The sequence below is a fragment of the Streptomyces kebangsaanensis genome (genome assembly GCF_001906585.1).
Taxonomy (GTDB): domain Bacteria; phylum Actinomycetota; class Actinomycetes; order Streptomycetales; family Streptomycetaceae; genus Streptomyces; species Streptomyces kebangsaanensis.
In genome coordinates this window covers 1-13,079 of record NZ_JUJA01000095.1, presented here as the reverse complement: position 1 = coordinate 13,079, position 13,079 = coordinate 1, and the positions used below count along the sequence as shown (strand labels likewise).

Below are 13,079 nucleotides of genomic sequence, written 5' to 3'. Positions count from 1 at the left end.
GTTCATCGCGTACTACAACCACGAGCACCGGCATTCGGGGATCGGCTGGCACACGCCCGCCAGCGTGCACTTCGGCACCGCCGAGGAGGTGCGCGACCAGCGGGCCGTCACCCTCGCCGAGGCATACGCCCGCCACCCCGAACGCTTCGGCCGCCGCCCCCGACCACCCCGGATACCCCAGCAGGCGTGGATCAACGACCCGGCCAGACGCAGGGAACCCGCACCACAAACCTCATAGCGCCCCAACCGTCTCACTGGACTTGAAATCTTCCGGCCAGGAGGCCGGGCGCGGGACAACCGACGCGCAGGGGAAGCTGACCTTCCCCGACCTCGCGCCGGGCGTCTACCGGCTCAAGGAGACGGCCTCCGGAAGCCCGCTCCACGAGGTTGTCGCCGACCAGGACGTCATCGTCACTCCCGGCGCGACCACGCGGCTGACGATCACGGACTCGTTCAAGGTCGCCAAGGTGCTCCTGCAGGCCAAGGACGACAAGACCGGCACACTCCTGCCCGGCGCAACGGTGAACATCGGCACCGGCACCTCAACGCTGCTCACCCTGACGACCGGGGACAAAGGCACGGCCTCCGGGGAACTGCCGGTGTCCAGGCGGAACATGGAGTTTTGGGTCAAGCAGGTCAAGGCACCCGCCGGATACGACCTCTACAAGCCGTCCAAGACGTTCACAGCGGGCCCCGGCGCCCCTGTGACTGTGACCGTCACCAACACCAAGACCGCCACCAGCCCGAAGCCCCACCTCTCGGACAAGCCGACGCACAAGCCCACCGGCACGTCCACCCCTGCGGACACGCCGGGCAATGGGACCGGCGGGGCCAAGCCCTCCGCGCCGGGCACCGGCACCCCGGATGCTGACTCCTCGTCCACCGCAGCCGCAGTCCCGGTCGGCGACTCCTCGCCACCGACCCCGGCAGGCTCCCTCGCCCACACCGGTGCCGACGCTGCGCCTTGGATCGCCGCAGGCGCGGGGCTCCTCGTCATCGCCGGCGCCGTCACCGTGGTCGCTGTGCGCCGTCGTACGGCTGCCGAGTCCGAGCCCGACAACAACAGCCAGACCAACTAGCCATAGATCACCACCGTCAGCAGGTCCCCGGGGAAGTGCATCCGGGGGCCTGCTGTTGTCTTCGACGCCGAACAGCTGATCACACATCTCAAAGGGAGGATTCGTCGTCAACGGACGGCAGTTTGTCCTTGGGGTGACGTTAGTCGCTGGAGTCCCGCTGACCTGCGCCGACCGGGATCGGTTGGCAAAAGAACTTGCCGGGCTTGCTTGGGATCTGACAGAAATTCAGTGCGTACGCTGGGATTTGGTCACGTCGAGCTGGCTCCTGTGCCTCACGGTGTTCAGGATCGGTCTCGGCGCACGTTCCTGTGCCGTCGTTCGAGTTGGGGGAGCCAGCGCTCGGGCGGCTGGGGATCCGTGGCCGCTACCGCCCACCCGTCTTCTTCTTGAGGATTCCGGGGCGCCCAGCTACGCGGTGGGTCTAGTGCGAGGACGTCCCTAATGAGTGTTCCCATGGCGTCGGGGATGTCCCGGTCAAGGTCGTTCAGCAGGAGAGGAATTCCCAGCGGGCCCCGTCGGATGGCTGCCGTCCGGTAGGTGACCTGGCAGAAGGCGTCCGCTTCGAAGACGACGCCGCGGGTGTCGGTCGACCCCTCTTCGTCCGAGAACCAGATCAGCCGGTCGCCGGCGACCAGGCGTTCCCGACCGAGGAGCATGCCGTTCCGTGCGGTTTTTTCCCTATTGAGGAATGGAACGGGGTCCTCGAATGCACCGGGATCGTTGTCGCTGATGCCGGCCACATGCCCGGGGTCGCGCGTGGCGTGAATTTCCAGTAGATCACCGTCCGCGTGGGCCTGCCAGAAGTCGAGGACCTCGGCGGACGAACTGAGCAGATGGGGGTATGCCGTGAGCGCGAACAACTGCCCGGCTCTCAGTGGCAGGACGACTCGGTCGTCCGCGCGCAGGCGATGAATGACAGGTGTCGGCTCCCAGGTGGTGATCCCGGTTGCCTCACCCTGGCAATGGCGGATCGCCTCGATAGCCGTCTCAAGGGTGACGCGGAAGAATTCCCTGTCTGCGTTGACCCGTTGGGCAGTGAGGAGGCGATGGACAGCCCGTTCCACGTCTTCAGGGCGGGACGAGAGAGCCCTGAAAAGCACCTCGTAAGGGAAGGGGACCGATGTGCCGTACAGCTCCTTCGCGCGGTCCTCTGCGAGCCGGTCCGAGTAGCCGATCTTAAGCGTGTCCGGGAAGGCAGGATTCCGCTGGACGTACACGAATCCAGTCGTCCGAGGGGGAGGCAGGGGAGTCCTGGTGCGCGTCTCCCGCGAGCCGCTGGATTGCTGGCGCTTCTTGGTGCCCCTGGAGAATCCAGAGAGCTCCACCGGCGGGTCGGCCTTCAGCGCTACGACCCCACCTTCGAGGTCGCGATGGGACGATGCGGTGATGTGCCGTCCCGAGGAGAAGTGCTGGACCCCCGCGGGAGGCAGACGCCGCAACGCCTCCACGAGCGGCTCAATCCCCTCATGCTCGTCAAGGTCACTGTCACGGGCGCCCGGCAAGGATCGTGTCAGTGCTTCGATGGCCCCTTCCGTGACCAGGCCAGCGAGTTCCGGGCCGATGGGCGCGTACAGCGTGCCCAGGTGGGTGGACTCGATGTCCCATTCGTCTTGCTCGTTGTGTGATTCGGCATAGAGGTCGATGGGAACGCCGGAGCTCTTCGCTATGAGGAGCAGCTCGCAGGCGTGGGCTGGGTTGTCCAGGTCGAAGACGAAGTGAGCGCGCACACCCAGGGACTTCGTTCTGGGCTTGCGGCAGATGAGCAGAAGTCGACTCGCGTGTCCGGGATCCCTCTCGAAACCGAGGGGCAACACTCCCTCGCTGAGTGCGGCGCGGGCGGCCTCCGTCTCCTCCCCGGTTCGTACGATGATGTTCCACCAGGGCAGAGGGCCGTATGTGCCGTGTACCGCCTGGGCGTCGGGGACACAGGAGCTAACGGGGTAGCTGTCTTGGAAGTGGAGCGACCGGTTCAGGAAGGTCAGGATGCAGGCGTCCTGGAAGCGTTCCTGCTGTGTACGGGGCCGTAGCAGGTCGCGCTCGGTGGCGCTAAGGCAACCTATCGCTTCGACGAGCGCCTCGAGTTGCTCGTCGACCACGTCCAAGGCGCGAGTGAGGACCGACCGCTGAGCATAGTTCAGCTTGGGGTGGCGGATCGCCTCGCGAAAGTACCCTCTAGCTGCGGTGCAGCTGGCCGCTTGTGAGCCCAGCTCCCAGAGATGCCTGACACCGCGGGCTGGAAACTGCTTCATCCATAGCTCTTGAGCCTCGTTGCCTTTCCCAAATAGGACACGTGACACGACATGCTGGACACGAGTGTCGGGCTCCGTTTTCAGCCGGGACCAGATGGTGTCGGAGCACGCCTCCAGGGGTGCGAGTGAGCGAGGCACCGCAGCTTCTACGGTGCGAGAGGCTTCCACGCCCCAGTGCCGGGCCAGGTCTCTGACTACCTGGGCAGTGGTGGCCGCGCGGGAACGCCGACGGAACCAGGGGTCCAGGAGAAGGGCGTACGCGCTTTCCAACTCCCCGGCACGTAGGCCGAGGCCGAACAGCAGGACGGAACCCGTTACTCCGTCGTATTCCACACGCTGGCGGACATGCTTGACCAGGCTGGCGAACTGATCTGTGTCGGGCTTGGGATCGGCGAAGACCGGGTGCTCGGCCAGGAGTCCGGTGATGTGCGCGGTAGATCGGCCACGCGCGTCCAAGACGGCGATCTGCAGAACCAGAAGGGCCCGTATCAGATCCAGATCGCTCGTGTCGCCGACGATTCGCGCCGGATCTAGCAACGGGTGGCGGCCGCTGGAGGTGGCGATCCTCGTGCAGATCTTCTGGATCCACTGCTCGCGCAAGTCAGTCAAGCNAAGCCAGTAGCGGAAGGCACAGCTCTAATCCCCCTGTTGACACGGACGATAGTGGAACCCTCTCCGAGATCCGTAACGGAGACCGTCCCACCTCACGGAAGCGCTTCTGGCGCATGGTGCCGTTGATCTACTGGATCTGCGGGCGACCTTGCAGACGCCGTACCCGTGAGCTCTGGTGTCTGGGAGGGCCAGGGCCAGGGTGCTCATCATCCTTGGCTGTCGCATCAGCGGAGTGTATGAGGTGCCACTGACAAGACCTGTGCCGACAGGACATGGTGCCGTTCCCATTGACCTCTTCGGCGTGGTGTCGGCACGTGGCGGTGTTGGAAGCCCCCACGACTGGGTTCGCTGCCAAACGCCTCGATTGAATGACAGGAGACAGCAGTTCGCCGGGGGCAGACAGGAAAGATCGCGGAAAGACTGGCCAACGTGCGCGAGGGCATGCCAACGTAGACGACCTTGCAAGAAACCCCAGGTCAGAGAGGTGATTGCCCGTGACCGTGGCTCCCGTCGGCCCTGGATTCTCCACCACTGTCGAAGCCCTGCGGCTGCACGAGTGGCAGCTGGGTCCTGGCCAGCCCACGCTCGTCATGGACCAGTTCTCCGCTGAGGACTTCAACCTCATCGTGGACGACCGTGCGGACGTGCACGTCAGCTCCAAGGACGGCCGGTTCTACCTCGGCTGGTTCCCGCTCGGTCGTCCCGGCACGGACGGCGAGGGATGGAAGATCGCCGTCACCGGCACCGCCAAGGTTCGCGGCTACCAGATGTCCTTCGACACCGAGACGCCGGCCGACATCGTCGCCGCCGCTGTGGCGCGCGTGCTGGAGACCTCACGCCCCCTATGAGAGCGCGGACACAGACAGATAGTCCCCGCCCCGCACGCGGTCGTCTGTCTGCCGCCGCCGAACGTTTCCACTGCTCCCCGTATCCCTCTACCCCAGGAGGCTGTTCGTGACGACCCCGGAGATGACTGTCGGCGATCTCATCGACTCGCTGTCCGGCTGCGACCGGAGTGCCCCGGTACGCCAGGCCATGAATCCCTTCTTCCCGATGGCACACCGCTTGGCGCAGGTCGTGCAGTCCGTGGACGAGACCGGGCGGCCCGTCGTCTACCTCGCCGAAGGCCGGGATCCGGGCGCCCAGCTTGGTCATCTGCCGCCCGAGGTCGCCGTCGCCCTGACCTGGCACTCGCCCGTCCAGGCACCCCCTCGCCGGGAACGCCGCACCGTACGCGGCAAGTAGACCCGCACCGAGCCCTTGGAGACGCCCCTGAACCCCGACATCCCCCTCGATCCGCCGGCCAGCAACAGCGCCCGGCGCGCCTACTGGGTCGGTCCCCGGCACCTGGCCGGGGACGACGGACGCCTCTACGACTCCGTCGCCGATACGCTCGCCGGCCTTGGCTGGTCGAGCCTTGCGATCGTCCGCGGACGCCAGGAACCTGACGAGGCGCCGGACGACCGTCAGGTCCTGCGCAGCACCGTCCTGCACATCAGCCAGGACACCCTCCGGTGGGCCCAGTGGGTCCTGGCGGACGAGCCGTTCCACCTCGGCGAACTGCCGATCTCCTGGCAGGTCTGCGCCCGCGCCGATACCAACAGTCCGCTCGCGCAGTGGTCGGCCTACTTCACCCCAGACGTCCCCGGCGAGGTCCTCACCGACTTCCTCGTCGCGCTCGATGCCCGGGACCAGCCCGCCGTGTCCTTCGCCGGGCCCGAGCTGGTCCTCGACGCGGTCACCGCCCACGGCTGGCTCCGCGACATCGACCAGCCCCACGCGGCAGCGACGGACCCGACCTTCACCTCCCACCTCAGCCTCGGCGAGGTCCCGCCCCTCATCCAGGACGCCGACCCGCGCACCCTGGTCGCTGAGGCCGACGCTGCGGGACCGGCCGGATGGCAGGCATGGGCCGAGCCCGCGCTGGGCACGCAGTGCCTGTGGGCGGCGTCCTTCGCAGCCAGCGTCCCGCACGACCTGGTCGCCGCGTTCGCCGCCTCGCTCAGCTCGACCGCACCGGTCCTGCGCCGGGTGCTGCCGGCGAGCACGCGGGACCGGCTCCTGCGCGCCCCGGCTGGCTGAACGCCGGTGTCCGTCCTTCATTCGACGCATGAAGCCCGGCCTCCCCGATTTCGGGAAGGGCGGGCTTCATGCTGCTGTGTTTGCCGGTGCGCTGAGGGGTTCGGACCGTGACGGCAGTATGTGACGACAGCGGCGACAGAGCCCGTAATCCCCACTAGCAGTGCCATCTTGCCTGCCCAGACGATGCGTTCCACGATCTCGCCCCGATTGTCAGACCGGAGTGCCATCGTTCGTCCATATTCACCCTTACGACGACCACCTCATGGTCAACCCGCACATCTGGGGCCAGCCGGCCAGCGCCAACCCGCTACTCCAGCTCCGCAACATAGACGGCGGGGAGTGGTTCCAGCGGTACGGCGACAGCTTCGAGGCCGTGTGGGCATCCGCGCGCCCCTGGGCGCCCGACAGACAGGAGTAGCACTGCCGTGGGCAGGACCGAGTACTACCACGACCCCAAGGCCCCCAAGGCCAACACCCTTATCCCCGCCAGCAACTTGCTCGTGGTCAACGACGAAGGCGCCATCCTTCTCCAGCGACGCCGCGACACCGGCCAGTGGGCTCTGCCCGGAGGAGCCCAGGACATCGGCGAGAGCCCGGCGCAGTGCGCCGTCCGCGAGTGCGAGGAGGAGACCGGCATCGTCGCGGAGGTCACCGGCTTCCTGGGCGTCTACTCCAACCAGGAGCACATCATCGAGTACACCGACGGCGAGATCCGGCAGCAGTACGAGGCCGTATACATCGGCCGCCCCGTAGGGGGCAAGCCCACCGTCAATGAGGAGGCCGACGGCGTGCGCTGGGTTCACCCGGACGACCTGGATAAGCTCGACATCCACCCGAGCATGCACGAGCAGATCGGCCACTACCTGACCGGGGCTTACCCCTACCTCGGCTGACCGCTCGGACTTACAGCTCCACGCCGGCCTCGACCGCTGCCGCCCGCACCCGATCCACACTCGCGTGGATGTGCGGGGCGGCCCGGCGGATGAAACGCCCGACCACGCTGTCCTCGCCGTAGCGGCCCAAGATCTCCTGCAGCCGCTCATGGGGCGTCGTCCGTCGGCCGTCCGGCGTCGTGGTCATGTCGCAGTAGACCAGCGCGTCCACGAGGAGCGGATCATCCAGGAGGGGGAACTCGTCGGCCAGCTCAGTCCGGAGGCCACGCTCCGCGGCTTCGAGCAGCACATACGAGTGGTTCGCGACCAGGCGGACAACCCGTCTCTCCGCCCCGTGCACGTCACGGAGGTACCGTGCTCCGTCCAGCGGATGGAATCCGGTAGAGGCGAGCGGGGGCGCGTAGCCGATGTCATGCAGCACCGCAGCGGCTTCCAGCACCTCGGCGCTGTTACCGGCCAGCGGCGCCAGCGTCTGGGCGCAAGCGGCAACGCCCTGCGAGTGTGCCCACCTGCGCGGGAGGCTGCTACTTAGCAGCTCACCAGCCAGTTCGTACGCCCAGTCAACCTTGGTCGTTGCCACCTGGGGAGGATATGGCAGCGACGGCGAGGACGTCTTGGACATCCTGGCCGTGCGCAAAGGGGAAGCCTGGACGTTGCGGGAGCCGCCGAAGCGTTTCTCGATTGCGGACCCGATCGCGGCGTACGTATCCTTCCGGGCAACGCGTTGACGGAGACGAGTAGTCAGGGATCACGCGAGCCGAGAGAGCTGCTGGCAGCTGGGAAGGCAGCCTCGTGCCCCAGGTGAATCCCCTCCCGAGTGCGGGGAGGAACGGCCTTAGGGAAGGTCCAATGCCCCGCCGGTTGACCCCCGTGACCGGGTCGTGAATGAGGCCACCATCTGCTGGTGGCGAAGGCGCGGTGGCACCGCGAGTTGCCCCTTCTCGCCCGCGCTCCCAAGGGATCACGTCATGATGACTGATCGAATGGAGCACGGCAGGATGATCGATGTCACCCTGATTCGCCAGAACCCAGTCCGTGTCCAGCAGGCGCTAGCCAAGCGGGCGGTCCACGTCGACCTCGACGAGTTTCTTCGACTGGACGACGACTACCGACAGGTGCGGGCTGAGATGGAACGCCTCCGTGGGGAGCGCAAGAGGATCTCGGGCGAGATCGCGAAACGGCAGCGGGTTGGCGAGGGCGTGGCAAGTCTGCACGGTGAAGCATCGGCCGTGGGCGAGCAGCTGACCGCCGTCGGGGCGCGGCTCATCGAACTGGAGCATGCGCGTCAGGTCTTCCTTGCTCCGCTGCCGAACCTACCCGACGCGGACGTGCTGGCCGGGGGCAAGGAGAACAACGAGGTCATTCGTGAAGCCGGCCAGCGTCCGGAGTTCGGTTTCACGCCCAGGGACCATGTGGAGCTCGCTCGAACTCTGGGCTTGGTCGACTATGAGCGGGGCACGAAGCTCGGCGGCAGCGGCTTCTGGATCTACCGGGGCGACGGCGCGCTCCTGGAGTGGGCGCTGCTGAACCACTTCCTGGAGGCACATGTGCGGGACGGCTATGAGTTCGTGTTGCCACCGCACATCCTGACCTTCGCGGCCGGGTACACCGCGGGCCAGTTTCCCAAGTTTGCGGACGAGGTCTTCGCCTTGGAGCAGGGGGAGCACGGTCCGGAGCGGTTCCTGCTACCGACCGCGGAGACAGCGTTGGTCAATCTGCACCGGGACGAGACGCTGCCCGAGACGGAGCTGCCTCGGAAGTACGTCGCGTACACGCCGTGCTACCGCAAGGAGGCCGGCGGCTACCGCACGGCTGAACGGGGGACCCTGCGCGGTCACCAGTTCAACAAGGTCGAGCTGTTCCAGTTCACCCACCCGGACGCCTCGGACGCCGCACACCAGGAGCTTCTCGGCAGAGCGGAGGACTTGGTAAAGGGACTGGGCCTGCACTATCGGATCACGCGACTCGCGGCCGGGGACACCAGCGCAGCGATGGCCAAGACGTACGACGTCGAGGTGTGGCTGCCGAGCATCGAGGCGTACGTCGAGGTCAGCTCGGTGTCGAATGCCCGCGACTACCAGGCGAGGCGTGGCAACATCCGCTACCGGCCGCAACAGGGGAAGTCGATGTTCGTCCACACGCTGAACGGCTCAGGTCTGGCCACGAGCAGGCTTGTGCCCGCGCTGCTGGAGCAGCACCAGCGGGCCGACGGCACGGTGGAGGTACCCGACGTGTTGCGCAAGTGGATCCCGAGCGGTGTCCTGACAGCACCGCCCTCGGCCTGAGCTGAGCGGGCTGTCTGTCGAACACTGAACGGGTGGGCCCCAGGTCAGAATGCCCAACCACGCCGGTTAGCCAGCCATCGCAGTGTGACCTCTCCACACCACGTCTGGTGCTGGCGAAGATGCGGTGACCAGTCTGCTGCGGGCTGTCCGCCGGAGGTGAGGAAGAAACCGGAGAGAGCGGCGAGCGCCGCATCGAGTTGTTCGTCGGCGACTCCGCGGGCGGTGGGGTGCTGGGTGAACAGGGCGGTGGCGTCGTGCCCGTCGGCGTAGGCGGTGGCCAGGAGCAGGACGAGGTCGAACCAGCTCGCCCCCAGGCAGGGCCAGTTCCAGTCGCAGATCCACGCGGCGCCGTACGCATCGATCAGCACGTTGTCCTGTCGTAGGTCGTGGTGGAGGACGGCATTGCCTGCGACGGCCTCCCGCCATCCGCTTTCCAGGCTGGCCAGCACGTCCAGTAGGTCGAGTGGTACCCAGGAAGGCAGGGCGTTCGTGGACGTGGCGCCTCGGGCGAGGTTGCGCCAGTCGGCGAAGTCACCGCCGTCACCCACCGGCTTGAGGCCCACATGCTGGAGTGCTGTGGGTGGGGTGGAGAGTGCCTCTGCTGTGATCCTGTACGCGTCGAGAGTGGCCGTTAGCTCATCAGACTTCCACGGTGTGGTGGGCATGCGGCCACCGGGGACAGCGTCGATGCCGAGAACGACCCATCCGTCGTGCTCCTCAATCCACTGCAGGCGTGGCGCCGGAATCTCTGCCGGGAGCGCCTGGTTGATCAACGCTTCCCTGCGGTAGGAGTCGGCCACCACACTGTTGTCGAGGCTCTTGACCGCCTTGACGAACAGAGGTCCGAAGGCCCCGCGGAGTACAGCGGCGAAGCCGCTGGTAAATCCGCTCCCTGCGCTGCACCCGGCCTCTACTGAGCCTCCGAGGCGTCGGGTGATGAGCTGGCGAACATCTTGTGGGAGGTCCTTCCAGTCTGGGCGTACCGCTGTGGCGTTGTACTGAAGGCGCGAGGTGATGATGTCGGGCATTCCGTCAGGATGGGGGAGCTGTGTTTCCCGGCGCCACGAAATTGTCACGCGGATCCGTGTCCGTCCATTCGCTGACTGAGCCCCGTAGGCTGCGCCCCGGGTAGCGTCATCATCAGTGCGACTACACCTCCTCCTTCCTGGCGCCGTTGATCGTCAGGTGGCCGCACCTGCTTCCGAACCTGCCCACTGGCACGATCACGACCTAGCAGAAATCTCGCTGTCGTCTCGAGGCCCTGGCTCGCTATCCTCCGTCACAACGCGATGACGGAGACGAGTAGCCCGGGATCACGCGAGCCGAGAGAGCTGCTGGCAGCTGGGAAGGCAGCCTCGCGCCCCGGGGTGAAGACCCTCTTGAGTGCGGGGAGGAACGGCCATGTGGTCCAATGCCCCGCCGGCTGGCCCCGTTACCGGCCACGAATGAGGCCGCCACTGTCGAGTGGTGGTGAAGGCGTGGTGGAACCGCGAGTCCCCTTCTCGCCCGCGCCCCCAAGGGATCACCATGACGCCCTGGAGGGCTGCGATGATCCATACGACCGATCGTGTACTGGTATCTGACCTGCACGAGCACTTGGGTCGAACCGTTTCCGTGTCGGGCTGGGCGCACACTCTGCGCCTGCTGAGTAAGGTCCAGTTCGTCGTCGTACGCGACCACACGGGCATGGTGCAGGTCACCCACCGGCGCGGCGGCGCAGGCGACGACATCGAGGCCGCCCTGCAGCAGCTCACGCCGGAGTCCGCGGTGCGGATCACCGGCCGCGTCGTCGAGAACCCGATCGTGAAGCTCCACAGCCTGGAGATCATCCCGGAGCGGGTCGAGGTCCTGAACCGGGCCGCGACACCGCTGCCCATCGACGAGCACACCAGCCTGGAGCACCGCCTGGACTGGCGGTTCTTGGACGTACGCCGCCGTCCCGCCGCTCAGCTGATGTTCGCCGTGCAGACCACCCTGGAGCAGGGGATGCGCGAGTACGCCTATGCCCAGGGCGCCACGGAAATGCACACCCCCAAGCTCATGGGCACCGCCTCGGAGTCTGGCGCCGAGGTCTTCGAACTCGGCTACTTCGATCGCAGCGCCTATCTCGCCCAGTCGCCGCAGTTCTACAAGCAGATGGCGATCTCGGCCGGAATCGAGAAGGTCTTCGAGATCGGCCCCGTCTTCCGTGCAGAGCCGTCGTTCACCTCCCGGCACGCCACCGAGTTCACCGGCGTCGACGTCGAGCTGGCCTGGATTGACGGCGTCGAGGACGTTATGGCGTTCGAGGAGCAGATGCTCGCCCACGCCATCACCAAGGTCGCCGGTGCACACGGCGATGCGGTCCGGGAGCAGTTCGGCGTGGAGATCACCGTCCCCACGACGCCCTTCCCCCGCATCACCATGGCCAAGGCGCACGACATCCTGCGCAAGGGCGGATGGGACGCGGAAGGAACCAAGGAGGACCTGGACCCGGAGGGCGAGCGGAGCATCAGCGCCCACATCCAGCAGGCCACCGGCCACGAGTTCGTGTTCATCACCCACTACCCCGTGGGCATCCGGCCCTTCTACCACATGCGGCCGGCCGACGACCCGAGCGTGACCCTGAGCTTCGACCTGCTCTGGAAGGGGCTGGAGATCACCACCGGCGCCCAGCGCGAGCACCGCTACGACGTGCTGCTGAAGCAAGCCGCCGAGAAGGGCATGAGTCCGGAGCCGATGCAGGACTACCTGAACGCGTTCCGGTACGGGTGCCCACCGCACGGCGGGCTGGGCATGGGCCTTGGACGCGTACTCATGGTCTTGCTCGGTCTGGAGTCGATCCGCGAGGCCACCTTCCTCTTCCGCGGACCGAACCGGCTCACCCCATAGCTGGCCTCTGTGCATGGCTGGCCTACGTCGGATTTCCCTTCCGGGGCCTCGTTCACTGAGAGCATGGACAGGTGAGTATTGAGGGAGTGGGGCGCTGGGTGCCGGCTCGTCCCGAAGATCTAGCTGTCATGTTCGCTGCGGCCGACTTCCCGTGGTGGATCGCTGGCGGGTACGCGATCGAACTCGCCGTCGGCCGTGAGCTACGCCCGCACGGCGATCTCGATGTCCTCGTCCTCCGACGGGACCAAGCTCGCGTGCGCGATCTCTTGACCGACTGGGACCTGTACGTGGCGGACCCACCTGGCATGGGGCGGCTGCGCCCGTGGCGTTCTGGGGAGACTCTTCAGCCGCCCCTCCACGACACCTGGTGCCGACGCACGCCTGAGGCACCCTGGTCCGTGCAGCTCATGCTGGACGAGGCGGAGGGCACCCATTGGGTCTCTCGGCGTACCCCACGGATCCGGCTTCCGATCGAGCGGTTGGGACGAAGAAGCGGGACTGGTATCCCCTACCTGGCGCCCGAGGTGCAGCTCTACTACAAGGCGAAGGCGACACGGGAGAAGGATGAGACAGACTTCGAAGTGAACCGTTCCGGGTTCGATAGGGACTCGATCGTTTGAGAGGATCGAGTCATGGCACGCTCTTCCCAGTACCCGCTTGAGCTGCGCCGTCGTGCGGTGCGGATGGTCGCCGAGGTGCGGCCGGAGTACGACACCGAGTGGGCCGCGATGAAAGCGGTCGCCCAGAAACTGGGCATCGGCACGACCGAGACCCTGCGCAAGTGGGTACGGCAGGACCAGATCGATGCCGGCACCCGGCCGGGCACCACGACGGAGGAGTCCGCCGAGCTGAAGCGGCTGAAGAAGGAGAATGCCGAGCTGAAGCGGGCGAACGAGATCCTCAAAGCCGCGGCGTCTTTCTTCGCGGCCGAGCTCGACCGGCCACACACACGCTCGTAGCGTTCATCGACGAGCACAAGGGCCGCTTCGGCGGCGTCGAGCCGATCTG

12 protein-coding genes and 2 pseudogenes are annotated in these 13,079 nt (G+C 66.6%); 11 read left to right on the top strand and 3 right to left on the bottom strand.

The annotated features are described in order from the left end of the window. Together RH94_RS43315 and RH94_RS13965 are read left to right on the top strand one after the other, a co-directional pair. Nucleotides 1–238: pseudogene (locus tag RH94_RS43315) on the top strand (IS3-like element ISAar44 family transposase); the annotation flags it as partial. Nucleotides 239–260: 22 nt separating this feature from the next. After that, entirely contained in the window at nt 261–1,079 is an 819-nt protein-coding gene (locus RH94_RS13965) for a SpaA isopeptide-forming pilin-related protein (protein ID WP_073947925.1), read from the top strand. Nucleotides 1,080–1,360: 281 nt separating this feature from the next. Here the strand turns inward: RH94_RS13965 and RH94_RS46640 are convergent, their stop codons facing one another. Continuing rightward, nucleotides 1,361–3,328 carry a GIY-YIG nuclease family protein gene (locus RH94_RS46640; protein ID WP_407697315.1) on the bottom strand — a complete coding sequence of 656 codons (1,968 nt, stop codon included), beginning with the start codon at nt 3,326–3,328 and terminating at the stop codon, nt 1,361–1,363. A 1,106-nt stretch (nt 3,329–4,434) separates the two neighbouring features. Here RH94_RS46640 and RH94_RS13955 point away from each other — a divergent pair. The 5 genes from RH94_RS13955 (at nt 4,435) to RH94_RS13935 (ending at nt 6,915) form a co-directional block, all read left to right on the top strand. Continuing rightward, the gene (locus RH94_RS13955) at nt 4,435–4,788 is read left to right on the top strand and encodes a DUF317 domain-containing protein (protein WP_073947923.1); all 354 of its coding nucleotides are present in this window, start codon (nt 4,435–4,437) and stop codon (nt 4,786–4,788) included. 106 nt (nt 4,789–4,894) lie between these two features. Next, nucleotides 4,895–5,185, top strand: a complete 291-nt coding sequence (locus tag RH94_RS13950) for a hypothetical protein (protein WP_073947922.1) — start codon at nt 4,895–4,897, stop codon at nt 5,183–5,185. 15 nt (nt 5,186–5,200) lie between these two features. Continuing rightward, entirely contained in the window at nt 5,201–6,022 is an 822-nt protein-coding gene (locus RH94_RS13945; RefSeq protein WP_073947921.1) for a DUF317 domain-containing protein, read from the top strand. 262 nt (nt 6,023–6,284) lie between these two features. Further along, entirely contained in the window at nt 6,285–6,440 is a 156-nt protein-coding gene (locus tag RH94_RS13940) for a hypothetical protein (RefSeq protein WP_199880944.1), read from the top strand. A gap of 7 nt (nt 6,441–6,447) precedes the next feature. Then, nucleotides 6,448–6,915 (top strand): NUDIX hydrolase, encoded by a 468-nt coding sequence (locus tag RH94_RS13935; RefSeq protein ID WP_073947920.1) that lies wholly within the window; start codon nt 6,448–6,450, stop codon nt 6,913–6,915. 10 nt (nt 6,916–6,925) lie between these two features. Here RH94_RS13935 and RH94_RS13930 read toward each other — a convergent pair whose 3' ends face one another. After that, nucleotides 6,926–7,495: an HD domain-containing protein gene (locus RH94_RS13930; RefSeq protein ID WP_407697314.1), complete on the bottom strand. Its 570-nt coding sequence runs from the start codon at nt 7,493–7,495 to the stop codon at nt 6,926–6,928. A gap of 418 nt (nt 7,496–7,913) precedes the next feature. Here RH94_RS13930 and serS point away from each other — a divergent pair, with 418 nt between their 5' ends. After that, nucleotides 7,914–9,200: a serine--tRNA ligase gene (serS, locus tag RH94_RS13925; RefSeq protein WP_073947926.1), complete on the top strand. Its 1,287-nt coding sequence runs from the start codon at nt 7,914–7,916 to the stop codon at nt 9,198–9,200. A gap of 44 nt (nt 9,201–9,244) precedes the next feature. On the opposite strand, the gene RH94_RS39590 is transcribed toward serS, so the two are convergent. Beyond that, entirely contained in the window at nt 9,245–10,228 is a 984-nt protein-coding gene (locus tag RH94_RS39590) for a phosphotransferase family protein (protein WP_073947919.1), read from the bottom strand. Between the two features lie 520 nt (nt 10,229–10,748). Between RH94_RS39590 and aspS the strand changes: the two genes are divergently transcribed. The 3 genes and pseudogenes from aspS to RH94_RS13905 form a co-directional block, all read left to right on the top strand. Beyond that, entirely contained in the window at nt 10,749–12,071 is a 1,323-nt protein-coding gene (aspS, locus tag RH94_RS13915) for an aspartate--tRNA(Asn) ligase (RefSeq protein ID WP_073947918.1), read from the top strand. Nucleotides 12,072–12,199: 128 nt separating this feature from the next. Continuing rightward, entirely contained in the window at nt 12,200–12,691 is a 492-nt protein-coding gene (locus RH94_RS13910) for a nucleotidyltransferase domain-containing protein (protein ID WP_234425756.1), read from the top strand. A 12-nt stretch (nt 12,692–12,703) separates the two neighbouring features. Continuing rightward, a pseudogene (locus RH94_RS13905) lies at nt 12,704–13,079 on the top strand (transposase); the annotation flags it as partial.